Here is a 23,559-nt window from a genome sequence, read left to right on the forward strand (position 1 = left end):
TGAAATCGGAACGGGGCTCTAGATTTGAGTTTGGCGCGTTTTCTTGACGCGAACCGGCAGCCACTTCGCTCGAAACCGCTTTAGCCGGTCTTGAGCGCAAGCTCCATGACTTCGGCGCGACCGACGAGGCCGGCATATTTCCCGATCGGCAGGGGCTTGCCGAGCAGATAGCCCTGCACGCCGTCACAGCCTTCCGCGGCGAGGAAGGCAAGCTGTTCCAGCGTCTCGACGCCCTCGGCGACGATCGACATTTCCAGGCCATGCCCGAGATCGATCACCGCGCGCACGATCGCTGCTGATTGCGGGTTGCGGCCGAGATTGATGATGAAGGCGCGGTCGATCTTGATCTTGTCGAACGGGAACGCCTGGAGATAGCTCAGCGAGGAATAACCGCTGCCGAAATCGTCCATGGAAATGCGCACGCCGAGCGCCTTGAGCCGGCGCAGCAGCGCAAGGCCGCGATCGAAGTCCTCGATCAGCACCCCCTCGGTGATCTCGAGCTCGAGCCGGCCGGGGGCAAGACCCGTCTCGAGCAGGATGGAATGGACGAGCCCGACCACGTCGCCGTGCATGAACTGCGCCGGCGACAGGTTGACCGCGATCTGAAGCGGCGTCGGCCAGGACGCGGCCTCGCGGCAGGCCTCGCGCAGGATCCACTCGCCCATCTCGACGATCAGGCCGCTTTCCTCCGCGATCGGGATGAATTCGGCCGGGGAGACCTGGCCGCGCACCGGATGCTGCCAGCGCGCCAGCGCCTCGAAGCCGATGATCTCGCTCTCGGCGACGCTGTGGCCCGCTGCTCCCTGCGGCTGGAAGGCGAGCGAGAGCTCGCCGTTCTTGATCGCCATCGAGAGATCCTGGTGCAGCACGCGGCGATCGCGGATCTGCTGGTCCATCTCCGGTTGGAACAGGCTGATCGTGCCGCGCGATTTCTGCTTGGCGCGGAACAGCGCCGCGCCGGCATTGGCGAGCAACGAGGCGGCGTCGGCGCCGTTGTGCGGGAAGATCGACATGCCGGTGGTGACGCCGGCACGGACCGGGCGGCCGTCGATCTGGAATTCCTTGGCGACGGCATCACCGATCTGCTGCGCCAGCGCGAGACCTGCCTCCGGCTGCTTGCCGTCGATGATCAGGCCGAACTCGTCGCCAGACAGGCGCGCCACCACGCCGCCGCGCGCGGAGTCCTGGAGCCGCTGGGCCACCTCGACCAGGAGCTTGTCGCCGTGCGCATGACCGAAGACGTCATTGACCTCCTTGAGGCCGTCGAGATCGACGCACAGAACCGCGAACTCCTCGCCGGTGCCCTCGCAGGCCTCGATCATCTGGGTCAACGCCTGCAGGAAAGCGGCACGGTTCGGCAAATCGGTGAGGCCGTCGTGATAGGCCATGTGCGCCATGCGCGACTCGGTCTGCCGGCGATCGGTGACGTCCTCGTGGGTCTTGATCAGATATTGCGGCTCGCCGGTGTCGCTCAGCACGGTAGCGCGGCGGGTGAGAAACAGCCGCAGCCCGCCCTTGGTGGAGATCGGGTGCTCTTCGGTGATCATCCCGCGCTTCTTGATCGCGGCTTCGTCGCGCGCGATGATCAGCTTGGCTTCCTTGGGATTGAAGATGTCGGACGCGGTCAGGCCCGTGGCTTCCTCGCGCCTGCGGTTGAGGATCGTCTCCGCGCTGCGGTTGGCGAGCAGGTAGCGGCCGTCCTTGACCTGCTCGACGATCAGGGCCACCGGGATGTTGTCGACCACGAGCTCCAGGAACTTCTTCGTGCTCTCCAGCTCCTTCGACAGCGAGCGGCGATCGGTGATGTCCTCGAACACGAGCATCAGGAATTCGGGCTTGTTGCTCTCGTTGCGGACCACGATCCGGATCGAGGCAACCATGCGTCGCTCACCGGCGCGGTCGACCTCGAATTCGTTGCGAAACTGGCCGTCCGGCGAATCGAGTGCCGCCTGGTCGGTCGCCTCGATGCTGTCCGCTGAGACAGGCGCAAACAGCTCGCGCGCGGTCTTGCCGACGGCATGATCGCGCGAGAAACCCCAGAAGCGCTCATAGGCGCTATTAGCGAAGATGTAGCGACCATCCTCGATGTTCTTCGCGGCCACGCAGGCCGGCACGTTGTCCAGCAATGTTTCCAGGAACTGCTTGGTGGAGGCGAGCTGCCGCGACATCCTGCGCTGCTCGCTGACGTCCAGATGCGTCGTCACCGAGCCGCCATTGGGCAGCACGAAATATTTCACCAGGATGGCCCGCCCGTCCGGCAGTTCGGTGATCAAGCCGTTGGTGCTTGCCGCCTTCTCATAGAACTCGTCGTTGGAGGCGCCCCCGAGCACACCGCGCTTGCGTCGCAGCTCAAGGAGTTCGTAGCCGTTCATGTCGGCCCAGAGATCCGACCGCGCCAGGCCGTAAATCTCGATATAGCGGTCATTGCAGAAGATGATGCGCCGCTGCGCATCCGTCATCACCACGCCCTGGTTGAGATTGTTCATCGCGGAGGAGACGAAGGCATTGCGCCGCAGCTGCAGACGCCTGGTCCGGCGCAGCGAGGAATGGATCCACAGCGCGATCGCGACGAGGAACGAGCAGATCACGACGCCCGCGATCAGGGCTTCCCAGATCACGTTGGGATCAAGCTGGCCGAGATAGCTCGGAGGGGTGAAGCTGTCGGAGAGGGCAAGGGCGCGCGCAGGCGCGACCGCTGCGGCCAGGCACACGACGGCCTGCACCGCAATCGGAAGCGCGCTGCCCGCATGCCAGTTCTTCTCAGCCATCAGCCACCCGCGATTTCAGCGCCGATTGTCTGGCCTCGCGGGTTTGGATCGGGTAAACGCCTGTACGCGCAACGGAAAAATGTGGCACCAAATACGGCAATTGCCCTGACATGATAAATGCTTCCTTAACGAAAAACGGCCCCGTGCCGCCGTCCCGCGGCGTGGCACCATCGTCTCTTCGAGCGGACGTCCTGCACCACCATGGATAGGGTCGACTGCGTCGTCATCGGAGCCGGCGTGATCGGGCTGGCGGTGGCTCGAAAGCTGGCGCAAGCCGGGCGCGAGGTGATCGTGCTCGAAGAAGCCGAGGCCATCGGCACCATCACCTCCTCGCGCAACAGCGAGGTGATCCATGCCGGCATCTACTATCGCGCCGGAAGCTGGATGGCGCGCATGTGCGTCGACGGCAAGCACGCGCTCTACCGTTACTGTTCCGAGCGCGGCATCCCGCACAGGAATAGCGGCAAGCTGATCGTCGCGACCAATCCGAAAGAGACCGAGAAGCTGCAATCGATCAAGGCGCATGCCGAGGCCAACGGCGTGCTCGACATGCAGTTGCTCACGGGCGATGCGGCATGTGCGCTTGAGCCGGCGCTCGCCTGCGACGCCGCGCTGCTGTCGCCGTCGACTGGCATCATAGACAGCCACGCCTACATGCTCTCGCTGCGCGGCGAAGCCGAGGACGCGGGCGCGGCCTTCGCGTTTCACACCCCGCTGATCCGTGCCAAGGCCACCGCCGGCGTCATTGAAATCGAGGCGGGCGGCGAAGCGCCGATGACGCTGCAATGCAGCCTCCTCGTCAACGCCGCCGGGCTCTCGGCGACCACGGTGGCGCGCAACATCGAGGGCATGCCGCTGGAACGGATCCCGACGGCCTACCTCGCCAAGGGAAACTACTTCAGCTGCAATGCCAGGGCGCCGTTCTCGCGCCTGATCTATCCGGTGCCCGAGCCCGGCGGGCTAGGGGTGCATCTGACGCTGGACATGGCCGGGCAGGCACGTTTCGGCCCCGACGTCGAATGGATCGAGACGATCAATTATGAGGTCGACCCATCACGCGCCGAGCGCTTCTATCCGGCGATCCGCAAATACTGGCCGACGCTGCCTGACGGCGCGCTCATGCCGAGCTATTCGGGCATCCGCCCGAAGATCGTGCCGCCGGCGGTGGCCACGCAGGATTTCTTGATGCAGGGCCCGCGCGATCACGGCGTCGAAGGCCTGATCAACCTGTTCGGCATCGAGTCGCCCGGGTTGACGTCATCGCTTGCGATCGCGGATCACGTCGCCGAGCTCGCAAATGTCTAGTGGTTTAAAGCGAAGTGGATTCCAGTTGCGCGTAAAGAACCGCGTCCAGACAAGAAGCTAGAGCCGCACAAATCCTTGCACGGTGCGCGCCTTGCAGCAGGGATGAGCGCAAAGACTCCCATCCCTGCCTGAAAGGGTGCGATCAACTCTACGCTGTTACGGGGGTTGCTAGTGGAGCGTGTCGCCGTGCCTGAGACGCTCGATCTGGTCCTTGACCATCAACTTCCGGCGCTTCAACTCAACAATTTGCAGGTCGTCTGTTGAAAGGTGCACGAGAGCTTCGTGCAATTCGTTTTCGAGAGTTTTATGCTTCCGCTCCAATTCAACCAGATGTGCCTGAATTGTCATTCGAAACCTCCTCGGTAGGGGTGAACCTTGGATTCGACCGGACGAGGAAGTGTACATCACCGATTCGTTCTGTCGATGGATATCAGTCGTCGCAGTGTCATTTTTAAAAATTCATATGTAACGAAGCGTGAGTAAGGGAACCACGCGGGAAAAATCCGTGATATCAATGCGCTTGCGCAACGCCGCAGCGACCGCAGAAATATCTCGCGGGAGATCGGCGCGCGACAGCCCGAGATCGCTTGCGATCACGGCGCGCAAGGACGATAGTTTCCACAGGGCATCCACAGCCTTAATCTCACGCCTATCGGTTTTTCGGCCACCGCAGACATGACCAATGAAGATGCGCGCGAACTCGAATCCGAGCTCGCCCGGTTGCACCAGGAACACCGAGATCTCGATGTGGCGATCGATGCACTGCATCAATCGCCCGCCCCCGACCTGTTGCGGTTACAGCGGTTGAAGAAACGCAAGCTGTTGTTGCGTGACCGTATCGCGTTCATCGAAGACCAGATCACGCCCGACATCATCGCCTGATCCACAGGAGGAGAGCTTTACGGCAGCTCGCCGCACGTGAATCCGCTTGACTCGAAAGGAACAAAATAAGAACATTTGGGCACCAACGCCCCCAGGAAAACCGTCCAAGGAAAACGCAGATGTCGGCAACCGCCCTTCTCGACAACAGCCATTATGAACAAGCCTGCGATCAGGCGATCGCGATGTGCGACGGCAATCTGCGCAGCACCATCAAGGCGCTGATCATGGCCAATGAATATCTGGAGGCCGAGCTGGAGGAATTGCAGGCGGCCATTTCCGCCGGCTGCATTCCGGAGACCTCACTCAGCAAGATGCGGAGCAAGAGCAGCGCAGCCTGAGCTGTCAGCTATCGGAGCCGACCATGTCCGATGTCACCTATTACGTTGCATTACCTTTCCTGACCGACGAGGACGGATCGCCGGTCGCAGGTGCGGCCGAGGAATGCCAGACCGCGGCGGCCGCGTTACGGCGCGCCGAGGTTATGTCGCACGGCGCCGGCCACACCGGCGCCGTCGCGTTCAGCCGCAGCGGCGATCCCATGACTGGCGAATTCGGCGACGCCAAACTGCTCCGCAGCTTTGGCAACGTACCGAAAGACCTCGGCACGCTTTAACTAGCTGCTGACGAGCCTGATGCGCGGCTCGTGCCGCCGGTGCGCCTTGCGCACATACATCGCGGCATCGGCCTCTTCCAGGGCGCGCGCGGCGTCGGACTGTACCCCGAGCAGGGCCACGCCGGCGGAAGCGCCCGCGCTCACGTGCTGGCCGCGAAAGACAAAGGACAATTCGTCGACAGCCTGCTCGAAGGCCGCGGCCTTCGCCTTGGCGTCGGTCTCGCTGAGATTCCAGAGCAGCAGCGCGAACTCGTCGCCGCCGAGCCGGCCGACCACGTCGGAGGCGCGGATCTGCCGCGTCAGCGTGGTGGCAATCGCCTTCAGCACCTCGTCGCCGGCCGCATGGCCGAAGGAATCGTTGATCGGCTTCAGCCGATCGACGTCGAGCACGATCAGAGCGCCGCTGGCGCGGTAGCGCTTCATGTAGGCGACGGCGCGTCCGAGCTCGCGTTCGAAGCCGCGCCGGTTCGGAATTTCGAGCAGGAAGTCGGTGTCGGCGGCCGCCTCGAGCTCCGCGACCCGCCGCAGCGCCCCCTTCAGCTTGCTCCGGAGGTCACGGATGGTCGCGTTGATGGCCGTCTTGATGACCGCTTTGGCGCCGTCATCGGCAGACGCTCCGCGTCGCGACGGTCTGGTCGGACGCTTGACCGGACGCTTAAGAGCAACTTTGGAGCGAGCGGCGCTGGTTTTCGGGCCCTTTTTGGCCTTCGCAGCGCTCGCCCTTTTTGGTTTCTTCATGGGCATCCTGCTCAATGAAGGCTTGCGGGGATTCACCAAGACAGGATAGTGCATTCCCTTCTCCTTGCCACCGCCTTGCGAGCCACCGGCCGGAACCGCTAATCTGGCCTATCTTCCTGTTTTTCGAGCACAATTCACGTCATGACCGCGCCGATCGCCATCATCATGGGAAGCCAGTCGGACTGGGACACGATGCGGCATGCCGCCGACACGCTCGCAGGACTCGGCGTTGCCGCCGACACCCGCATCGTTTCAGCCCACCGCACCCCCGACCGGCTGTTTACGTTCGCCAAGGGCGCCAAGGCGGCTGGTTACAAGGTCATCATCGCCGGCGCGGGCGGCGCAGCCCACCTGCCCGGCATGGCGGCGGCGCTGACGGAACTGCCCGTGTTCGGCGTTCCCGTCGAATCGAGGACACTCAAAGGCATCGATTCGCTCTATTCGATCGTCCAGATGCCCGCGGGCATCCCGGTCGGCACCCTCGCGATCGGCAAGGCCGGCGCCATCAATGCGGCGCTGCTGGCGGCTGCCGTGCTGGCCTTGTCCGACCCGGCCTTGTCCGACCGCCTCGCCGCCTGGCGCAAGGCGCAGACCGAGGCCGTGGCCGAGCGCCCGGAGGACAAGGCGTGACTGACGCAAAGCAGGTGAAGCTGAAGCCCGGCGACACCATTGGCATCCTCGGCGGCGGACAATTGGGGCGGATGCTGGCTATGGCGGCGGCACGGCTCGGCCTGCGCTGCCAGGTGTTCTCGCCGGATCCGGACTCACCGGCCTTCGACGTCGTCCTGAATGCGACCTGCGCCGAATATGCCGATGTCGAAGCACTCGAGCTGTTCGCCAACGACGTCGACGTCATCACCTACGAATTCGAGAACGTGCCGTCCGCGGCCGCAATGGTGCTGGATGCGCGCCGCCCGGTGCTGCCCAACCGCAAGATTCTCGAGACCACCCAGGACCGACTCGCCGAAAAGGATTTCGTGACCCGGCTCGGCATCGGCACCGCGGCCTATGCCGACGTCACCTCGGTCCCGTCATTGCGCGAGGCGATCGCCAGGATCGGCCTTCCGGCAGTGCTGAAGACCCGTCGCTTCGGCTATGACGGCAAGGGCCAGGCCATCATCCGCGAGGGCGACGACATCGCGAAAGTGTGGACCAGTCTCGCCACCAAATCGGCCATCCTGGAAGCCTTCGTGCCGTACGAGCGTGAGATTTCCGTGATCGCCGCCCGCTCGGCCACAGGCCAGGTCGAGTGTTTCGACGTCACCGAAAACGAGCACCGCGACCACATCCTGAAGATCTCCCGTGCGCCCGCGCGGATCCCGGATGTGCTCGCCGAGGAAGCGCGCAGCATCGCCGGCAAGATCGCGGGCGCGCTCGATTATGTCGGCGTGCTTGCCGTCGAGATGTTCGTGCTCGCCAACGGCACCGGACCCAAGGTGCTGGTCAACGAGATCGCTCCGCGCGTGCACAATTCCGGACACTGGACGCTCGACGGTGCGTCCGTCTCGCAGTTCGAGCAGCACATTCGCGCCATTGCCGGCTGGCCTCTCGGCAAGCCCGTGCGCCACGGCGAAGTCGTCACCATGACCAATCTGATCGGCGACGAGATCAACGAGTATGAGAACTGGCTGAGCGTGCCGGGCGCGACCGTGCACATTTACGGCAAGGGCGCGCCGCGTCCCGGCCGCAAGATGGGCCACGTCACCGAAGTGCGACCCACGACCGGAAAATAACGGGACCGCGGCGTATGCCGCGATCCCGCTTTGCGATTACGCCGTCTTTGCGCCCGCGACGACGCCGGTGGGTTCGTCGCTGAGCCAGCGATAGATCACTCCGCCCAGCGCGCCGCCGATCAGTGGCGCAACCCAGAACAACCAGAGCTGCGACAGCGCCCAGCCGCCGACGAACAATGCGGGGCCCGTGCTGCGCGCCGGGTTCACCGAGGTGTTGGTGACGGGGATGCTGACGAGATGGATCATCACCAGCGCGAGCCCGATCGCCAGCGGCGCAAAGCCCACGGGCGCGCGGCCGTGGGTAGCGCCCATGATGATGAACAGGAACATCATGGTCATGACCACCTCGGTGAGGAAGCACACGATCATGCTGTACTGGCCGGGAGAATGGGCGTCGTAGCCGTTGGACGCGAACCCTTTACTGACGTCGAAGCCGGGCGCTCCGCTTGCGATGACGTAGAGAAGCCACGCGGCCACGATCGCGCCGGCCACCTGCGCGATCACATAAGGCAGGATCTGTCCGGCCGGAAAACGTCCGCCGGCAGCAAGGCCGACAGTGACGGCCGGATTGAGATGGCAGCCGGAGATGTGGCCGATCGCATAGGCCATGGTGACCACGCTCAGCCCGAATGCGAGGGAGACACCGACCAGACCGATGCCGACCTGCGGAAAGCCGGCTGCGATCACAGCACTTCCGCAACCTGCGAATGTGAGCCAAAAGGTGCCGATAGCCTCGGCTGCGTATTTCTTCATATCCATGTGTCGTCCCCTGCTTTCAAAGATTCCGGAACAAAGCTCCGGAAACGGCCCCACCCTTGGCGTCAAATCTCCCAAATCAGGGCCGCACAGAGGTATTTTGCCTCATTTAATGGCTGAACTTGGCCCGAAAACCCGCTTGGCCGGTGGACATCCCAGGTTTTGTCTGATACATCCGCGCCCTCAAGGTTAAGGGCTTGTGCGTTTCGCCATCCCCTTTGACTTACCAGAATTCAAATCCGATCCACTGAAGAGGATGCCGCGTGCAGGTTCTCGTCCGCGATAACAATGTCGATCAAGCCCTCAAGGCGCTGAAGAAGAAGATGCAGCGCGAGGGTATTTTCCGCGAGATGAAGCTCCGCGGTCACTACGAAAAGCCCTCCGAGAAGAAGGCCCGCGAAAAGGCCGAAGCCGTGCGTCGCGCACGCAAGCTGGCCCGCAAGAAGCTGCAGCGCGAAGGCCTGCTGCCAATGAAGCCGAAGCCGGTGTTCGGCGCTGGCCCTGGCGGTGATCGTGGCGGTCGCGGCGGCCCGGGTGCTGGTGCAAGTGCCGGTCCGCGCGGACCGCGCTGATTTACCGGACTTGAGAGACTTCAGTTTTCGATGACGCGGGCCCCTGGCCCGCGTTATTGTTTTGTGAGCGGTGCCTTCCTGGGATGGGGCACTCCCGATGCGGCACTAGCGCGAGCGAACCGTAGATGGCCTCCCCTTTCCCCAAGCGCGGCTTGGCGCGGTTACGCCAGATCTTGCTGCAGCCATTTGCGCTGGCCTTGATGGGGATTTCGCTGTGCGGCTGCTCCTTCGACCTGGGATCGCTGACGCCGGAGAAGGAAAAGCCGCAGGAGGCACCCAAGGCGGCCACGACCGCCGAGAATGTGGTCAGCGCCGGCAATGTCAGCGAAGCCCAGGCCCATACGGCAAAGGCCCAAGCCTTGGCAAAGTCCGGCGAGACGGCGGCCGCGCTCGATGAATTCAATCACGCGGTCGGACTCGATCCCTACAATGCGCAGGCGCTCTATGGCCGCGCCCTGATCTACCAGGGCAAGAACCAGCACGATTTCGCGATCGCCGATTTCAGCGCGGCGAGCGGCCTTAACCCGCAGAAGGTCGAGCCGCTGCTCGGCCGCGCCAACAGTTATCTCGCCCTCGGCAAGGCCAAGGAGGCCGCGGCCGATCTGGATGAGGCTTCCGAGGCCGATCCCCACAATGCCCAAGTTTGGACCATACGCGGCCAGGCCTATGAACGGCTGGGCGACAGGACCAAGGCGGCGGCGTCCTACACCAAGGCGGTCTCGCTTCGTCCACGCGACGATGCCGCCCGCAGCGGCCTCGCCCGCGTCGGCGGCTGACGATTCTGGCGAAGCCGCAGGCGCCGTCTTAATCCTGGGTGACGCCCTTCGGCAGAACGGAGTGGAACATGGACTTGACGCCCGACAGCATGTCGTCGGCGACATTGGTCTTCGGCCGCGGCATGGACGCGCCGGCATCGGCGCGCAGATCGAGCGGGGGCGCGATCATCGGGACAGGAATGTCAGCCGGCGGCGTCAGCCGATTCGGGTTCTCGTTGCCGACCGAGGCCGTGTAGGGCGGGTTCGCCTGCGACGAGCCGCCATCGCCATAGGCCTCGGCTGCGGGCGTCGAGACCGTGATCGGCGGCGGCAACGGACGCACCGTTGACTGATCCAAGGAGATGATACGCGGAGCCTCCGGGCTGCGGGCGGCTTCGCGCACCGCAGGCTCCTGAGTCTTCTCGGGCGCCTTGGCTTCCGAAGACTTGGTCTCAACCGACTTGGCCTCAACGGCTTTACCCTCAGGCGACTTGCGCAGGCGCTCGATCGCGGCGCGCACGAGATCGTTGGCGTCGGGGGTTGCGGTCGGTGCGGCAGCAGCCGGCGCCGAATTGGCCTCCACCACCGGGGTGGCGGGAACGGGTGCACTGACGGCCGGGGTGGACTTGGCGACTGCCTTCTCGCGCGCGGACGGCTTGCCGCGCGGGGCGGCCTCGGCCGGTGCGACGTCCGCCGTAGAAGTCTTTGGCTCCGCGGCGGGCTGATCGCCAGCCTTCTCGGTCGCCGGCTTGTCCGCCACCTTCTTCTCGGAAATACCCTTGGCCTTGACGCCCGGCGTGGGCAGGTTGGCCAGATCGGCGGGCTTGCCGTTCTTGCCAGCGTCGGCAGGCGCCATCACGGCCGCGGGTGCATCCGCCGCCGGCTTCGCGTTGATGTAATGATTAACGATGTATGCCCCGATGATCGTTGCGAGCACCGAGGGGAAGATGTCCATCGAGATTTTAGCGATGTATTTCAGCATTCCGGCCACTCCCCGCGCGATCTGATGCGGGAACTTTGAGGCATAGTGAGGGATCAACTGCGACGGATCAATGGCAAAGGGGTACGCCGATTTACGACTTCAGCTCAACCTCAAGGAACACGATCTCGGTTGCGGTTTCGTTAAGCACATCGTGCTGGACGCCGGCCTTGCGAAAATAGGATTTTCCGGCCGCAAGTTGCGCCTTGGACCGCTCGCCATTGGGTGCCACGATGGTCATTTCCCCTGCGACCACGGGAACAATGACGTAGTCCATGCCGTGGGTGTGATGCCCGGTGGCGCTGTTTGGCGCGAGCCGCCACTCGGTCACCCGAACCTGCTCATTGTCGACCTGAACCTCGGACTCGGCGGCAAGCATCGGAACTCTCCTGGGGCATATCCGGAAAACCGGTTCAGGGCACGAAAACCATGAACACGTAGACGGCAAATACCACCATATGGACCAGCCCGAACAGGACATTGGTCCTGCCCGTACCGAAGGTCAGCATGCTCAAAAAGAAGGTCAGGAGCAAAAGCACGCTGCCCTGGCCGCTGAGGCCGAGCGTGAGCTCCTTGTCGAGCGCATAGGTGGCGACACCGACCGCCGGGATGGTCAGCCCGATGGTGGCCAGCGACGAGCCGAGCGCGAGGTTGATGCTCTTCTGAAGGTCGTTTTTGCGAGCCGCCGAGACGGCTGCGACGCCCTCCGGCAGCAGGATCAGGAGCGCGACCAGAAGTCCGGCAAAGGCAGGCGGCGCGCCGATCCTGGCCGCGACCGCATCGACCACCAGCGAGAATTTCTTGGCCAGCAGCACGACCGCCAGCAGCGCAATCAGCAGCAGCACGACGCTGAGCGCCAAGGTCCTCCCCGACAGATGCGCCTCCCCGCTCCCGCCGCCCGCCCGGTCGTGAACGAAGTAATCCTTGTGCAGCACGGTCTGGGTGTAGAGAAACACCCCATACAGCGCGAGTGTGACCACGTCGACGAAGCCGAGTTGAGCCGCCGAATAGACGGGGCCCGGCGTGGTGGTCGTGTAGTTCGGCATGATCAGGGTGATGGTCGCGAGCGCGAACAGCACGCTGAGATAAACGTTGGCGCCGGAGAGCTGAAAACCCTGCTCGCGATAGCGCAGGCCGCCGATGAAGATGCAGAGCCCGACGAGGCCATTGCAGACGATCATGACCACGGCGAACACGGTGTCGCGCGCCAGTTCCGGGGCCGGCTTGTCGCCCAGCATGATCGTGGTGATCAGCGCCACCTCGATGATGGTCACCGCGAGTGTCAGCACCAGCGTGCCGTAGGGTTCGCCGACCCGCTCGGCGATCACTTCGGCATGATGGACCGCGGCAAACACCGTGCCGAACAGGATGACGAGGAGCACGAGGGCGAAGACGAGCCCGCCGAACGACAGCGTGAACGCGTAGTCCGTCGCGCTGACGGCCGCGAACAGCAGCACGGCCAGCGCCGGAAAGATCCAGGCCGACCGAGGCATCGGATTGTGCGCGCTCATCCACCGGCTCCAATTGCTTCGCGCAAATTCATCGCATCTTGGGCGAGCAGTAGCAAATCGGGTGGCGGATTCAATGCCAGCGCAGGATCGGAGCGAACGGCAGCAGCGTCAGCAGCACGAATAGCGGGATCAGCACCGCGCTGGCGCGCACGAAATAACCGAAGAAGCTCGGCATCTTGATGCCGTTCTCGCTGGCGATGCTGCTCACCATGAAATTCGGCGCATTGCCGATATAGGTGAGCGCGCCCATGTAGACTGCGCCCATGGAAATGGAGGCGAGCGTGCCCGAGAGTTCGTGCATCAGCACCTGCGGGTCGCCGCCGGCGAGCTCGAAGAACAACAGATAGGTCGGCGCATTGTCGAGGAACGCCGACATCAGACCGGTGAACCAGAAATAGGCAACCTCGCGCGGCGTGCCGTCCGGCGCCGTCACGGCCGACAACAGCCAGGCGAACGCGCCGTGATGGCCGGCATCGAGCATGGCGATGACCGGGATGATCGCGACAAAAATGCCGGCGAACAGCTTCGCGACCTCGCGGATCGGCTCCCAGGTGAAGCCGTTGGCCTGCCTGTGCTCGTCCGGCGTCAACCACACCGACAGGGCCGCTATGGCCAGCAGCGCCGCGTTGCGGGCGACGTCTTCCAGCTCCAGCCTGGTTCCGAGAATGTCGAAGGCGATGCCGGGCTTCCACATCGCCGACGCCAGCAGGCTCGCGACGATGGCTGCGATCAGCACCAGGTTGACGAGGCCGCGGATGCGGACCGGCTTCGCGGCGCCGGCGGCGCTGAACAAAGGTTCGCTACGGAAGCGCCAGACGTCGATGACGACGAAGATCGCGAGCAGCAGTCCGGCAACGATCGCCGTCTGCAGCCAGATGGTCCGCGTGGTCCAGAAGAAGTCGACACCGTGCAGGAAGCCGACGAACAGCGGGGGATCGCCGAGCGGGCTCAGCGCACCACCGACATTGGCGACCAGGATGATGAAGAAGATGACGACATGGGCGTTGTAGCGCCGCGGCCGGTTGGCGCGGATCAGAGGGCGGATCAGGATCATGGCCGCTCCCGTGGTGCCGACGACGCTCGCCATCACGGTGCCGAGCGCAAGGATGCCGGCGTTGGCCGCCGGTGTCGCCTTGATGTCGCCCGTCACGAGAATGCCCCCAGCCACGACATAGAGCGAGAACAGCAGCACGATAAAACCGAGATATTCGGCGAGCATGGCGTGAACGAGCGCCGCCAGCGTCGCCGTGCTCCCGGCCAAGATGACGAGCGAGGCGAGTGCCAGCAGCGACCAGGCTGCGGCGATCTTGCCGTAATGATGGTGCCAGAATCGTGCAAATAGCAGCGGGCCGAGCGCAATCGACAGCAGCAGGCCGGCAAAGGGAAGCGCATAGGGCCAGCCCATCGCCGCGCCGTCGAGCCCGGTCGCAGCCCATGCGTGCTGTGGCAACAACACGACGAGGATCGCGGCGATGAACCCGCTCGCGCGCCGAACGACAAGTCGTCTAGGAAGCAATGAATCGCCTCGCCGTTTCAATCGCACCGAACGCATCGAGATTGTCGTGTCCACCGCCTGCAAAGCGAACGAACTGCTTCGGTTCATGCGCAAGCGCGAACAGACGCTCTCCGAACACGATCGAAATGGCAAGGTCATTGGTGCCATGCATCACCAATAGCGGCACAGTGACGCGCGGGATGCGCTCGTCGGAATGAAAGGGATCGCGCATCAGCAGACGCACCGGAACGAACCAGAACGATGATGCTGCAATGTCGGCCGTCGATGTATAGGGCGCTTCCAGGATGAGTTTTCCAACACGATGCTCCGAGGCGATCGCGACCGCCACGCCTGTCCCGAGCGAAAAGCCCCAGGCGGCGATTCGTTCCGCCGCGTAGCGCGCAGTGGTGAAGGCGTAGGCGGCCGCGGCATCGCGCAGCAGGCCCGCCTCGCTCGGCGCCCCGCTCGAGCCGGCATAGCCGCGATAGGACAGCGCGACGAGGCCGGTGCCGTCCGCCGTCATGGCCTTAAAACGGCTGACGCGACCGGCGAGATAATCGCCATTGCCTGGGAAATACAGGATCACGGGGCGGCCGGGCCTCGCCGGCACGTGCCAGACGATGACCTTCTCGCCATCAGAGGTGGTCAGGACGTGCTCTTCGGCCTCAGGGAGGCCTGCGGCATCCGGCGCGGTGCGACCGACGGGCGGGATCGGAAACAGCATCTCGCGCTGCCTGACATACAGCACGAGGAGACCGGCGCAATAGACGGTCACGAGCAGGATGGCGATCCACTTGACGATGGTCATGATGACACGGCCCGGCCCCCGTAAAGGCTTTGCACCGGCTCCGCAGCAATTTCATGACCTCGCGGGAGGCGCGCCGGCCGCACGCCGCCCAATGAGCGGTGTGCCATACGACGCGCTGCTCGCGCGTCGCTTTGGCAATGGCCCGCTTGCCTCCGCGCTACATCGCCTTGACGATGTTCTCGGTGACCTTCTTGGCGTCGCCGAGCAGCATCATGGTGTTGTCGCGATAGAACAGCGGATTGTCGATGCCGGCATAGCCCGAAGCGAGCGAGCGCTTGATGAACATCACGGTGCCGGCCTTCCAGACCTGGAGCACGGGCATGCCGTAGATCGGCGAGGTCTTGTCCTCTTCGGCGGCCGGATTGGTGACGTCGTTAGCGCCGATCACGAACGCGATATCGGCCTGCGCGAATTCGGAGTTGATGTCCTCGAGCTCGAACACCTCGTCATAGGGCACGTTCGCTTCGGCCAGCAGCACGTTCATGTGGCCGGGCATGCGGCCGGCGACCGGGTGAATGGCGTATTTCACCTCGACGCCTTCCTTCTTCAGGACGTCGCCCATTTCGCGTAGCGCATGCTGAGCCTGCGCCACCGCCATGCCGTAGCCGGGCACGATGATGACCTTCTGCGCGTTCTTCATGATGAAGGCCGCATCATCCGCCGAGCCGAGCTTGGCCGGCTTCTGCTCGCCGCCGCCACCGCCGGCCGCCGCGGTCTCGCCGCCGAAGCCGCCGAGGATGACCGAGATGAAAGAGCGGTTCATCGCGTGGCACATGATGTAGGACAGGATCGCGCCGCTCGATCCCACCAGCGCGCCGGTGATGATCAGCGCGGAATTGCCGAGAGTGAAGCCGATGCCGGCCGCGGCCCAGCCCGAGTACGAGTTCAGCATCGAAATCACGACCGGCATGTCGGCGCCGCCGATCGGGATGATCATGAGGACGCCGAGCGCCAGCGCGATGATGACGATCAGCCAGAAGTCGAGCGCGCTGCCCGACATCACCAGCCCGACGATGAAGACGACGAGGGCGATCGCGAGCGCGATGTTGATGATGTGGCGGAACGGCAGGATGATCGGCGCACCGCTCATCCGCGCGGACAGCTTCAGGAACGCGATCACCGAGCCGGTGAAGGTCAGCGCGCCGATGGCGACGCCGAGCGACATCTCGACCAGGCTCTGCGGATGGATGTTGCCGGGGCTGCCGATGTCGAAGGCCTCCGGCGCGTAGAACGCACCGGCGGCGACCAGCACCGCGGCCATGCCGACCAGCGAATGGAAGGCGGCGACCAGTTCCGGCATGGAGGTCATCGGCACGCGGCGGGCGATCACCGCGCCGACGCTGCCGCCGATCGCGATGCCAAGGATCACGAGGATCCAGGCGAGGCCGTCCGCCGGCGGATGGCTGGCCAGCGTGGTGGCGACCGCGATCGCCATGCCGATCATGCCGAAGAAATTGCCCTGCCGCGATGAGGCGGGGCTGGACAGCCCGCGCAGTGACAGGATGAACAGCACACCCGCCACGAGATACAGAACTGCAGCCAGATTGGCGTTCATCTCAGGTCCCCTTTGTCTTCGTCACCCCGAGGTGCACGCCGCTCACTTCACCTTCTTCTTGTACATCGCCAGCATGCGCTGGGTGACAAGGAAGCCCCCGAAGATATTCACGCAGGCAAAGATGAGCGCGATGAAGCCGAAGCCGCGCGCCCAGCCCGAGCCGCTCGAGATCATGCCGACGCCGACCGCGAGCAGCGCGCCGACCACGATCACCGAGGAGATCGCGTTGGTCACGCTCATCAGCGGCGTATGCAGCGCCGGGGTCACCGACCACACCACGAAATAGCCGACGAAGACGGCGAGAACGAAGATCGACAGCCGGAAGACGAAGGGATCGACGACTTGTGCAATATGCTCCATGACGGCTCTCCTTACGCTTTCGGCTGGAAATTCGGGTGGATGACGGCGCCGTCCCTGGTCAGCGCGGTCGCTTTGACGAGTTCGTCGTCCCAGTTCACGGCCAGCGCCTTGCTGGTCTTGTCGACCATCGTTTCGATGAAGTTGAACAAATTGCGCGCGTAGAGGCTGGAGGCCGACGCGGCGACGCGGCCGGCGACGTTGGTATAGCCGACGATCTTGATGCCATCGACCTCGGCGACCTCGCCCGCCTTGACGCCTTCGACATTGCCGCCGCGCTCGACGGCGAGATCGACCAGAACCGACCCCGGCTTCATCGACTTGACCATGTCGGCCGTGACGAGCCTCGGCGCAGGCCGGCCCGGAATCAGCGCGGTGGTGATCACGATGTCCTGCTTCTTGATGTGCTCGGCGGTGAGCGCGGCCTGCTTGGCCTGATACTCCTTGGACATTTCCTTGGCGTAGCCGCCGGCGGTCTGCGCGTTCTTGAATTCCTCGTCCTCGACGGCGAGGAATTTTGCGCCGAGCGATTCGACCTGCTCCTTGGTGGCGGGCCGGACGTCGGTCGCGGTAACGACGGCGCCGAGACGGCGCGCGGTCGCGATCGCCTGGAGGCCGGCGACGCCGACGCCCATCACGAACACTTTGGCGGCGGGCACCGTGCCGGCTGCGGTCATCATCATCGGGAAGGCGCGTCCGAAGGCCTCGGCGCCCTCGATCACGGCGCGGTAGCCGGCAAGGTTGGCCTGCGAGGACAGCACGTCCATCACCTGCGCGCGCGTGATGCGCGGCATCAATTCCATCGCGAAGGCGGAGACGCCGGCATCGGCGATCGTCTTCAGCGCGGCCTCATTGCCGTAGGGGTCCATGATGGCGATGACGAGCGCGCCGCGCTTATACTGCGCCAACTCGGAGGCTTCAGGGCGCTTCACCTTGATGATGATGTCGGCGTCCTTCAGCGCGTCGGCGCTGACGGTGGCGCCCACGGCGGTGAATTCGGAGTCCGGCAGACCCGACTTGAGGCCGGCGCCCGGCTCGACGGCGATCTCGGCGCCCAGCGCCTTGAACTTCTTCACCGTATCCGGCGAAGCGGCGACCCGCGGCTCCGACGGATCGATTTCCTTGGCAACGGCGATCTTCATAGGCCCTCCGGCGACGCGGGAAAGAGCGCGCACGCGAACTTAGCGTTACTCCCGCAACGTTGGATACCGGTTTTCAATCCGGCTTGATTGCAAATTTTATGGGCACCGACGACGCTGGCGGTGCTGCAGGCGATGGATCAGGTCAGAAAGATCGCCATCAGGATCACGATAAGCGCGACCGAGACCGTGCCGTACTTCACCAGCTTGATGAAGCCCTCGTAGGTCTGCTCGTGGGCAACGTAGTCGTTGCCGTCGGCGGTGCTGTACGCCACTTCGCTATGGTCAGCCATGAATTGTCCCCAGTCGAAAGTCGAATTTCATGGCTGGGATACCGCAAACTTTCGGGCAGGGCAACGGCACGGAGGCGCGGTTTCCCGGCAAATCGGGTCATTTGGAATTCCGATTGGCGGAATCCCGCTCGGACCGGTGGTCCGCCCGTTGGAGGCGGTCTCAGGCGCCACGAACCGAAGGCCTCTCAGCGCAGGCCGAGCGCACGGCGGACTGCGCCGATCGGCTCCACCTTGCTGTCGCAGAAGTTTCGCTTTGCACAGCGTTCTCCCGGAACGTTGACGACGATCGCATCCGCGCCGGCATCCTCGGTGAGAAAACCGTGGGTCATGTGGAAACCCAGCGCGCGGTAGACCTCGAACTGCTCCTCCGAGAAGAACTGGTCACCGGTGGTTTCGTGCGGGAAGGTGTCGTTGCGGCGTGCATAGTCGCGGATGTAGTCGTTCTCGTCTCCGGTCAGGGACGACTTGATATACACGAGATACCCCTTTTCCCCCGAGCCGTAGTCGATGGTGCCGACCGCCATGTGCGGTCCGCTCGCCGCGCGCCGGGCCGCGGCCGGGGATTTGGTGGCGTTGCACTTCATCCACTCGAGCGTCGTGTTGCGGATCGGGGTCCACGGCAGGTCGATGATGATCCCGAGATCAATGCGCGCATAACGCTGCAGCGTCACCAGCGACGAGAAATTCATCGGCGCATCGGCTTCCGCGTCAACCGCGATGATCACCTTGCAGCGTCGTCGCAACAACTCGTAGACACCGAGATTCTCGATGTGTCCGCCGTCCGTCAGGTAGACCGCATCGGCATTCTCGTAGAGCCGGCCCGAGATCTCAGACCATAGAAACAAAGGGGTCGAGTGGTGCTGCGGCTTGTCCTTTGTCGAGACCCAGCGCGGGTTCTTCAACCAGTACCCCAGGCGCACGTTGAGGAGCGCCAGGGTCGGGGTCAGTGAGCGGATCGAGCCCGAGCCCATGTTCGACGAAGCGGCGGCCCCGGAGATCGCCATCGCGGTCGCAAGATCGAGGCCCGGCGCAACCTTCTCGAAGGCCGGTGTATTCGCATAGCCGGTGGCCTCGCTGCCGACGTGCAGCGGCGAGAATATGAAGAAATCAGCGTTCCGTCCCCGCCGATTGGCGAAATCGGATCCTTGGATGTTCAGCGCGGCGTTGATGATGGGATATGGCGAGGCCAGGCTGCTTTTTTTCGATGTCGTGACCGTCATCGCTCCCGCTGGATCAGCGCCGTAGACCAACTGATGCAGCAGACCGCTCAGCTTCTCCTCGTCGAGCGGAAGGAAATCCCGCCCCTGGTCCAGGCTCGGCATGTTCCGCGACGGCTCCCCGTCAGCGTAGTAGAGCGGATTGAACAAGAAGGCCTTGCTGAGGCGATCACGATAGAGCCGGTGCAACGAATTGGCATTCGGCCCGAGGACCCACGACAGGCCGAACAGGGCCGAGCCCGACAAGAAGTAGAGCAGCACCATCCGCCAGCTGACACTGTTGCCGAACTGGTACTTCGACCAAGTGAATGTGTTCGGGGACTGCAATGATGCAACAGAAAACAGCCATGCGGGGATGTGCGAGATCGGCCCCACCGGCTTGGAGGCGACGACCTTCGCTTCGCCATTGGTGATCTCGGCCGAGAGCTTGCGCGTCGCCGAGTCGAACTGGACATTTCCCTTGACGTCGACACCGGCCGCGGGCGGCACGGGTTGCACGCCAGCCGCTCCCCACTCCTCGATCATGGGATATTGGCGGTAGGCGGCGTCGAGCGTCTTGTCGTTCGCGATGCCCCAATAGCAAAGATAGAGATATCCGACCCAGATCAGTAAGGGCAGCGCCAGTCCCGCGACAAGCACGGCTGCTTTCGCCGCATGGGCGAGCAGGCGTGAGCCAAGGTCCGAGGCGCCGGCGCCCTTCAGCAGGTCGGCGAATTGCTGCCGGAACAGCGTGACGGCCGCCGCAACCGGCGCAGTGATGGCCGCAAGCGATTGGAGCCATTTGATTGCAACGCCCCCAATGATGCCGCCGGACTGAACCGTGTTGGCGTCGGCGACATCGAACATCTGGGCGATCATGAAGGGCTGGAATTCGAAGAAGCAGATGGCGGCAAGCAGAACGAGATAGGTCGCGCCGACAGTCGACGGATAGCCGCGGAATTCACCTCCCTTGGTCGACGAAATCGATCGTAGCACCGCCCAGCCGAAGAAAAGCACGAGGCCGAGCAGGAGCGCTGCAAGCGAAAGCCCAAAGTGATCGACGTTCAGGCAGCTGGCGATCGCGCAGATGAGTCCCAGCGCAAACGCAAGACCGGCCAGGTAGCGAAACAGCTCGCGTCGCCCGACTTTGAAAAGGCGACCGACCAGCAAAAGCAGCGAGGCGGCAACAAGGCCGCCAAGAAAGAAGGCAGGCATCAATCCCAGGCTGGAGAGGGGACCAAGATTGCTGGTGTCGTCGACGCTCAGCCCGAAGAAATTGGTCGTATAGAGTGACGAGCGTGCGGCGTTGGACAGGATCGTGATCACGGCAACGAGCAGTACGACCGGCAGCGTCAGGCTCAGATTGGCAACGAGCCCACGCACGACGATTGCGACGCCGGTGATCAGGTCGCGCGCGCCGGCCGGAACGAGGTAGTTCGAGTAATTCCGGATATGGCCCACCGCAGGCGTGTCACTGATCTCATTGGCGCTCTCGGCTCCGGGTGTCGGCGTGCTTCCGAAGACGAAATTCTGCGCCCGCGTCATGGTCGCCGTGAACGAACAGCCGGTGTAACCGCCGCCGGATACGGTCGACAGATAGTCGATGTGCTTGATCAGCCCGTGGTGATTGAAAGCCTGCAAGACGCCGAGGCAGATTGCGGAGGATCGGATCCCCCCGCCTGACAGCGCAAGGCCGACCGTGTCGATCGCCTTTTCGTCGCCAGGGTATGCGACGGGATCCACGCCCTGGGCGCGGCGGCGGTTGTTGATGGCTGCGAGCTCGCGCTTGACGATCTTCCGGTGCTGTGTCCCCCACAGCTGCTGTTCCTCGACAGCCCGTGGCGGCTCCACCTTGGGGTCTGGGGCACTGATCCTGGCCATGTTCGCCTCCCGGGCCGAGCACACCACGACAATCAACAATCATAGATTGCATTGCAGGTCGAACCCGCCTGCAAGAATTAGTCTGGCCCCAGGCACAAACGTTCAATGTGCAGGGCGGGAACTGTACAACCCGCCCCGCCCGTCGTTGGAACAACGGGACATTCGGACGGCCGACCCAACCCGCTCGCTGCAGCGCCGAAGACGGCTCGCCTCAGCCCATCGCTTCCAGCTCGTCGATCATGCCGGCGATGACGCTCAGGCCCCCGTCCCAGAACTTCGGATCCTTGGCGTCTAGGCCGAACGGCCGCAACAGTTCGGAATAATGCTTGGTGCCGCCGGCGGCGAGCATGTCGAGATAGCGCTCGGCAAAGCCTTCGGCCGCGTTCTCGTAGACGGCGTAGAGCGAGTTCACCAGACAATCGCCGAACGCATAGGCGTAGACGTAGAACGGCGAATGGATGAAATGCGGGATGTACATCCAGTAGTTCTCGTAGCCCGCTTTGATCTCGATTGCCGGCCCGAGGCTCTCGCCCTGCACCGAGAGCCAGATCTCGCCGAGCCGCGTCGCGGTGAGCTCGCCGTTCTTGCGTTCGGTGTGGACCGCGCGCTCGAAGGAATAGAACGCGATCTGCCGCACCACGGTGTTGATCATGTCCTCGACCTTGCCGGCGAGCAGCGCCTGGCGCTGCTTTGCGCTCCTGGTCTGCGCCAGCAGCCGCCGGAAGGTCAGCATCTCGCCGAAGACGCTTGCCGTCTCCGCCAGCGTCAGCGGCGTCGGCGCCATCAACGCGCCGTTCCTGGCCGCCAGCACCTGATGCACGCCGTGGCCGAGCTCATGGGCGAGCGTCATCACGTCGCGCGGCTTGCCCTGGTAGTTCATCAGCACGTAGGGGTGCGCGGATGGCGTGGTCGGATGCGAGAAGGCACCCGGCGCCTTGCCCGGGCGCACCGGCGCATCGATCCAGCGGTCCGTGAAGAAGCGCTCGGCGATGTCGGACATCTTTGGCGAGAAGCCGCGATAGGCGGTGAGCACCATGCTTCGCGCGTCGCCCCAGCCGATGACGTCCGTCGCCGCAAAAGGCAGCGGCGCGTTGCGGTCCCAATAGGCCAGGCGCTTCCTGCCGAACCAGCGTGCCTTCAGCGCGTAGTAGCGATGCGACAATTTTGGATAGGCCGCACGCACCGAGGCGACCAGCGCATCCACCACCTCGCGCTCGACGCGGTTGTTCAGATGCCGGGAATCCGCGACGTCCTTGAAGCCGCGCCAGCTGTCGGAGATGTCCTTGTCCTTGGCCAGCGTGTTGGTGATCAGCGCAAAGGTGCGCTCATTGGCCTTGAAGGTCTTTGCGAGCGCCTCCGCCGCGGCCTTGCGCTTGGCGCCGTCGCGGTCCTGCAACAGATTGAGCGTCGGCTCGATCGCGAGCTCCTTGGATCCGACCTTGAAGCGCAGGCCCGAGATGGTCTGGTCGAACAGCCGGTTGAAGGCTGAATAGCCGGTCTGCGCCTTCTCCAGGAAGAGCTGCTCGAGCTTGTCGTCGAGCTGGTACGGCTTCTCCTTGCGCAGATCCTCGATCCAGGGACGGTAGTGCGCGAGCTCGGCGGCCTGCATCGCGCGGTTCAAAATATCGTCATCGATGCGATTGAGCTCGAGCGCGAAGAACAGCAGATGCGTCGATGCCGCCGTCAGGCGCTCGGAAACGTCGCCGTAAAACTTTGAAATCTTGGGGTCCACGCTGTCGCCGGCATGAACGAGGCCGGCATACGAGCCGAGCCGGCCGGCGAGGTCGTCGATCGCCTCATAGCGTCGGACGGCTTCAGCGAGCCATTTTCCGCCATCTTCCTTTGCTGTTCCTGTTGCGAGCTTGCCCTTGTAGTCCGTCTCGAACGCGACGCAATCGGCATCCATCTTTGCGAGATCGCGCGCCACTTCCGGCGCATCGATCCCGGAATAAAGGTCGGCGAGGTTCCACTCCGGAAGCTTGCCGGTCTTGCTCGCAGGCTTCGCGGATGAAGGCTTGGCAAGCGAAGGCTTGGCGGGTGCACGCTTGGAGGGTTTTGCCTTGGCTGCGGATGTCTTGGTGTTCGGCTTGCGAAGAGCGGGCTTGCTGATGGCGGACTTCTTAACTGCAGGCTTGGAGCGCGAATTCATTGTGTGGGAAACCTGTGTTCAACAATCGCAACGGCGGGCGGGGGCATCAGGGTTTAACAGTGCGTTAATCGGCT

Annotated in this window: 24 protein-coding genes; 8 read left to right on the forward strand and 16 right to left on the reverse strand. The window is 63.9% G+C overall.

Features of this window, described 5'->3' with window-relative positions; translation table 11 throughout:
• Positions 1-80: 80 nt before the first annotated feature.
• Entirely contained in the window at positions 81-2,768 is a 2,688-nt protein-coding gene (locus AC0L3A_RS11520; protein WP_473254385.1) for a sensor domain-containing protein, read from the reverse strand.
• A 201-nt stretch (positions 2,769-2,969) separates the two neighbouring features.
• Here AC0L3A_RS11520 and AC0L3A_RS11525 point away from each other — a divergent pair, with 201 nt between their 5' ends.
• A complete protein-coding gene (locus tag AC0L3A_RS11525; protein WP_473254386.1) occupies positions 2,970-4,073 on the forward strand; it encodes an NAD(P)/FAD-dependent oxidoreductase in 1,104 nt (367 codons plus the stop codon).
• A gap of 168 nt (positions 4,074-4,241) precedes the next feature.
• Here AC0L3A_RS11525 and AC0L3A_RS11530 read toward each other — a convergent pair whose 3' ends face one another.
• Positions 4,242-4,421 carry a YdcH family protein gene (locus tag AC0L3A_RS11530; protein WP_007596254.1) on the reverse strand — a complete coding sequence of 60 codons (180 nt, stop codon included), beginning with the start codon at positions 4,419-4,421 and terminating at the stop codon, positions 4,242-4,244.
• Between the two features lie 111 nt (positions 4,422-4,532).
• Positions 4,533-4,679: a hypothetical protein gene (locus AC0L3A_RS11535; RefSeq protein WP_473254387.1), complete on the reverse strand. Its 147-nt coding sequence runs from the start codon at positions 4,677-4,679 to the stop codon at positions 4,533-4,535.
• A 69-nt stretch (positions 4,680-4,748) separates the two neighbouring features.
• On the opposite strand from AC0L3A_RS11535, the gene AC0L3A_RS11540 reads away from it, so the two are divergent.
• The 3 genes from AC0L3A_RS11540 (at position 4,749) to AC0L3A_RS11550 (ending at position 5,568) form a co-directional block, all read left to right on the forward strand.
• Positions 4,749-4,955, forward strand: coding sequence for a YdcH family protein (locus AC0L3A_RS11540; RefSeq protein ID WP_007596255.1), 207 nt, complete (start codon positions 4,749-4,751; stop codon positions 4,953-4,955).
• 119 nt (positions 4,956-5,074) lie between these two features.
• On the forward strand, positions 5,075-5,293 hold the full coding sequence (locus tag AC0L3A_RS11545) for a hypothetical protein (protein ID WP_473254388.1): 219 nt from the start codon (positions 5,075-5,077) through the stop codon (positions 5,291-5,293).
• Positions 5,294-5,316: 23 nt separating this feature from the next.
• Positions 5,317-5,568: a hypothetical protein gene (locus AC0L3A_RS11550; protein WP_007596257.1), complete on the forward strand. Its 252-nt coding sequence runs from the start codon at positions 5,317-5,319 to the stop codon at positions 5,566-5,568.
• Here AC0L3A_RS11550 and AC0L3A_RS11555 read toward each other — a convergent pair whose 3' ends face one another.
• Positions 5,569-6,306, reverse strand: coding sequence for a GGDEF domain-containing protein (locus tag AC0L3A_RS11555; protein WP_219681687.1), 738 nt, complete (start codon positions 6,304-6,306; stop codon positions 5,569-5,571).
• Positions 6,307-6,447: 141 nt separating this feature from the next.
• Between AC0L3A_RS11555 and purE the strand changes: the two genes are divergently transcribed.
• Together purE and AC0L3A_RS11565 are read left to right on the forward strand one after the other, a co-directional pair.
• Positions 6,448-6,936 carry a 5-(carboxyamino)imidazole ribonucleotide mutase gene (purE, locus tag AC0L3A_RS11560; RefSeq protein WP_007596259.1) on the forward strand — a complete coding sequence of 163 codons (489 nt, stop codon included), beginning with the start codon at positions 6,448-6,450 and terminating at the stop codon, positions 6,934-6,936.
• The gene (locus AC0L3A_RS11565) at positions 6,933-8,039 is read left to right on the forward strand and encodes a 5-(carboxyamino)imidazole ribonucleotide synthase (protein ID WP_219681688.1); all 1,107 of its coding nucleotides are present in this window, start codon (positions 6,933-6,935) and stop codon (positions 8,037-8,039) included. Before purE ends, AC0L3A_RS11565 begins: the two co-directional genes overlap by 4 nt.
• Positions 8,040-8,075: 36 nt before the next feature.
• Here AC0L3A_RS11565 and aqpZ read toward each other — a convergent pair whose 3' ends face one another.
• Positions 8,076-8,798: an aquaporin Z gene (gene aqpZ, locus AC0L3A_RS11570; protein WP_007596263.1), complete on the reverse strand. Its 723-nt coding sequence runs from the start codon at positions 8,796-8,798 to the stop codon at positions 8,076-8,078.
• Between the two features lie 260 nt (positions 8,799-9,058).
• Here aqpZ and rpsU point away from each other — a divergent pair, with 260 nt between their 5' ends.
• Together rpsU and AC0L3A_RS11580 are read left to right on the forward strand one after the other, a co-directional pair.
• Positions 9,059-9,367: a 30S ribosomal protein S21 gene (gene rpsU, locus AC0L3A_RS11575; RefSeq protein WP_007596265.1), complete on the forward strand. Its 309-nt coding sequence runs from the start codon at positions 9,059-9,061 to the stop codon at positions 9,365-9,367.
• A gap of 125 nt (positions 9,368-9,492) precedes the next feature.
• Positions 9,493-10,143 (forward strand): tetratricopeptide repeat protein, encoded by a 651-nt coding sequence (locus tag AC0L3A_RS11580; RefSeq protein WP_007596267.1) that lies wholly within the window; start codon positions 9,493-9,495, stop codon positions 10,141-10,143.
• 28 nt (positions 10,144-10,171) lie between these two features.
• Here AC0L3A_RS11580 and AC0L3A_RS11585 read toward each other — a convergent pair whose 3' ends face one another.
• The 11 genes from AC0L3A_RS11585 to AC0L3A_RS11635 all read right to left on the reverse strand — a co-directional run bounded on the left by AC0L3A_RS11585 (position 10,172) and on the right by AC0L3A_RS11635 (position 23,485).
• Positions 10,172-11,104, reverse strand: a complete 933-nt coding sequence (locus AC0L3A_RS11585) for a hypothetical protein (RefSeq protein WP_473254389.1) — start codon at positions 11,102-11,104, stop codon at positions 10,172-10,174.
• Between the two features lie 91 nt (positions 11,105-11,195).
• A complete protein-coding gene (locus AC0L3A_RS11590) occupies positions 11,196-11,480 on the reverse strand; it encodes a cupin domain-containing protein (protein ID WP_007596270.1) in 285 nt (94 codons plus the stop codon).
• A gap of 34 nt (positions 11,481-11,514) precedes the next feature.
• Positions 11,515-12,612, reverse strand: a complete 1,098-nt coding sequence (locus tag AC0L3A_RS11595; RefSeq protein WP_007596272.1) for a calcium:cation antiporter — start codon at positions 12,610-12,612, stop codon at positions 11,515-11,517.
• Positions 12,613-12,682: 70 nt separating this feature from the next.
• Positions 12,683-14,164, reverse strand: a complete 1,482-nt coding sequence (locus AC0L3A_RS11600; RefSeq protein ID WP_051058434.1) for a sodium:proton antiporter — start codon at positions 14,162-14,164, stop codon at positions 12,683-12,685.
• Positions 14,118-14,915: an alpha/beta hydrolase gene (locus tag AC0L3A_RS11605; RefSeq protein WP_007596276.1), complete on the reverse strand. Its 798-nt coding sequence runs from the start codon at positions 14,913-14,915 to the stop codon at positions 14,118-14,120. The genes AC0L3A_RS11600 and AC0L3A_RS11605 overlap by 47 nt, the downstream gene beginning before the upstream one ends.
• Positions 14,916-15,072: 157 nt before the next feature.
• Positions 15,073-16,470: an NAD(P)(+) transhydrogenase (Re/Si-specific) subunit beta gene (locus tag AC0L3A_RS11610; protein ID WP_007596277.1), complete on the reverse strand. Its 1,398-nt coding sequence runs from the start codon at positions 16,468-16,470 to the stop codon at positions 15,073-15,075.
• A gap of 42 nt (positions 16,471-16,512) precedes the next feature.
• Positions 16,513-16,830: a proton-translocating transhydrogenase family protein gene (locus AC0L3A_RS11615; RefSeq protein WP_007596278.1), complete on the reverse strand. Its 318-nt coding sequence runs from the start codon at positions 16,828-16,830 to the stop codon at positions 16,513-16,515.
• 11 nt (positions 16,831-16,841) lie between these two features.
• Positions 16,842-17,969 carry a Re/Si-specific NAD(P)(+) transhydrogenase subunit alpha gene (locus tag AC0L3A_RS11620; RefSeq protein WP_007596279.1) on the reverse strand — a complete coding sequence of 376 codons (1,128 nt, stop codon included), beginning with the start codon at positions 17,967-17,969 and terminating at the stop codon, positions 16,842-16,844.
• Positions 17,970-18,106: 137 nt separating this feature from the next.
• Positions 18,107-18,259, reverse strand: coding sequence for an aa3-type cytochrome c oxidase subunit IV (locus AC0L3A_RS11625; protein WP_007596280.1), 153 nt, complete (start codon positions 18,257-18,259; stop codon positions 18,107-18,109).
• A 185-nt stretch (positions 18,260-18,444) separates the two neighbouring features.
• Positions 18,445-21,336, reverse strand: a complete 2,892-nt coding sequence (locus tag AC0L3A_RS11630) for a patatin-like phospholipase domain-containing protein (protein WP_007596281.1) — start codon at positions 21,334-21,336, stop codon at positions 18,445-18,447.
• A gap of 211 nt (positions 21,337-21,547) precedes the next feature.
• Positions 21,548-23,485, reverse strand: a complete 1,938-nt coding sequence (locus tag AC0L3A_RS11635; protein ID WP_007596282.1) for a M3 family oligoendopeptidase — start codon at positions 23,483-23,485, stop codon at positions 21,548-21,550.
• Between the last annotated feature and the right edge of the window lie 74 nt (positions 23,486-23,559).

This window comes from Bradyrhizobium sp. MI1.3 (assembly GCF_055811695.1).

Coding starts and splice junctions, on each gene's coding strand:
- AC0L3A_RS11520 (WP_473254385.1), bottom strand. CDS start 2,768: ATGGCTGAGAAGAACTGGCATGCGGGCAGCGCGCTTCCGATTGCGGTG.
- aqpZ (WP_007596263.1), bottom strand. CDS start 8,798: ATGGATATGAAGAAATACGCAGCCGAGGCTATCGGCACCTTTTGGCTC.
- AC0L3A_RS11540 (WP_007596255.1), top strand. CDS start 4,749: ATGACCAATGAAGATGCGCGCGAACTCGAATCCGAGCTCGCCCGGTTG.
- purE (WP_007596259.1), top strand. CDS start 6,448: ATGACCGCGCCGATCGCCATCATCATGGGAAGCCAGTCGGACTGGGAC.
- AC0L3A_RS11530 (WP_007596254.1), bottom strand. CDS start 4,421: ATGACAATTCAGGCACATCTGGTTGAATTGGAGCGGAAGCATAAAACT.
- AC0L3A_RS11590 (WP_007596270.1), bottom strand. CDS start 11,480: ATGCTTGCCGCCGAGTCCGAGGTTCAGGTCGACAATGAGCAGGTTCGG.
- AC0L3A_RS11545 (WP_473254388.1), top strand. CDS start 5,075: ATGTCGGCAACCGCCCTTCTCGACAACAGCCATTATGAACAAGCCTGC.
- AC0L3A_RS11620 (WP_007596279.1), bottom strand. CDS start 17,969: ATGAAGATCGCCGTTGCCAAGGAAATCGATCCGTCGGAGCCGCGGGTC.
- AC0L3A_RS11550 (WP_007596257.1), top strand. CDS start 5,317: ATGTCCGATGTCACCTATTACGTTGCATTACCTTTCCTGACCGACGAG.
- AC0L3A_RS11610 (WP_007596277.1), bottom strand. CDS start 16,470: ATGAACGCCAATCTGGCTGCAGTTCTGTATCTCGTGGCGGGTGTGCTG.
- AC0L3A_RS11600 (WP_051058434.1), bottom strand. CDS start 14,164: ATGCGTTCGGTGCGATTGAAACGGCGAGGCGATTCATTGCTTCCTAGA.
- AC0L3A_RS11630 (WP_007596281.1), bottom strand. CDS start 21,336: ATGGCCAGGATCAGTGCCCCAGACCCCAAGGTGGAGCCGCCACGGGCT.
- AC0L3A_RS11635 (WP_007596282.1), bottom strand. CDS start 23,485: ATGAATTCGCGCTCCAAGCCTGCAGTTAAGAAGTCCGCCATCAGCAAG.
- AC0L3A_RS11605 (WP_007596276.1), bottom strand. CDS start 14,915: ATGACCATCGTCAAGTGGATCGCCATCCTGCTCGTGACCGTCTATTGC.
- AC0L3A_RS11525 (WP_473254386.1), top strand. CDS start 2,970: ATGGATAGGGTCGACTGCGTCGTCATCGGAGCCGGCGTGATCGGGCTG.
- AC0L3A_RS11615 (WP_007596278.1), bottom strand. CDS start 16,830: ATGGAGCATATTGCACAAGTCGTCGATCCCTTCGTCTTCCGGCTGTCG.
- AC0L3A_RS11580 (WP_007596267.1), top strand. CDS start 9,493: ATGGCCTCCCCTTTCCCCAAGCGCGGCTTGGCGCGGTTACGCCAGATC.
- AC0L3A_RS11595 (WP_007596272.1), bottom strand. CDS start 12,612: ATGAGCGCGCACAATCCGATGCCTCGGTCGGCCTGGATCTTTCCGGCG.
- AC0L3A_RS11585 (WP_473254389.1), bottom strand. CDS start 11,104: ATGCTGAAATACATCGCTAAAATCTCGATGGACATCTTCCCCTCGGTG.
- AC0L3A_RS11625 (WP_007596280.1), bottom strand. CDS start 18,259: ATGGCTGACCATAGCGAAGTGGCGTACAGCACCGCCGACGGCAACGAC.
- AC0L3A_RS11555 (WP_219681687.1), bottom strand. CDS start 6,306: ATGAAGAAACCAAAAAGGGCGAGCGCTGCGAAGGCCAAAAAGGGCCCG.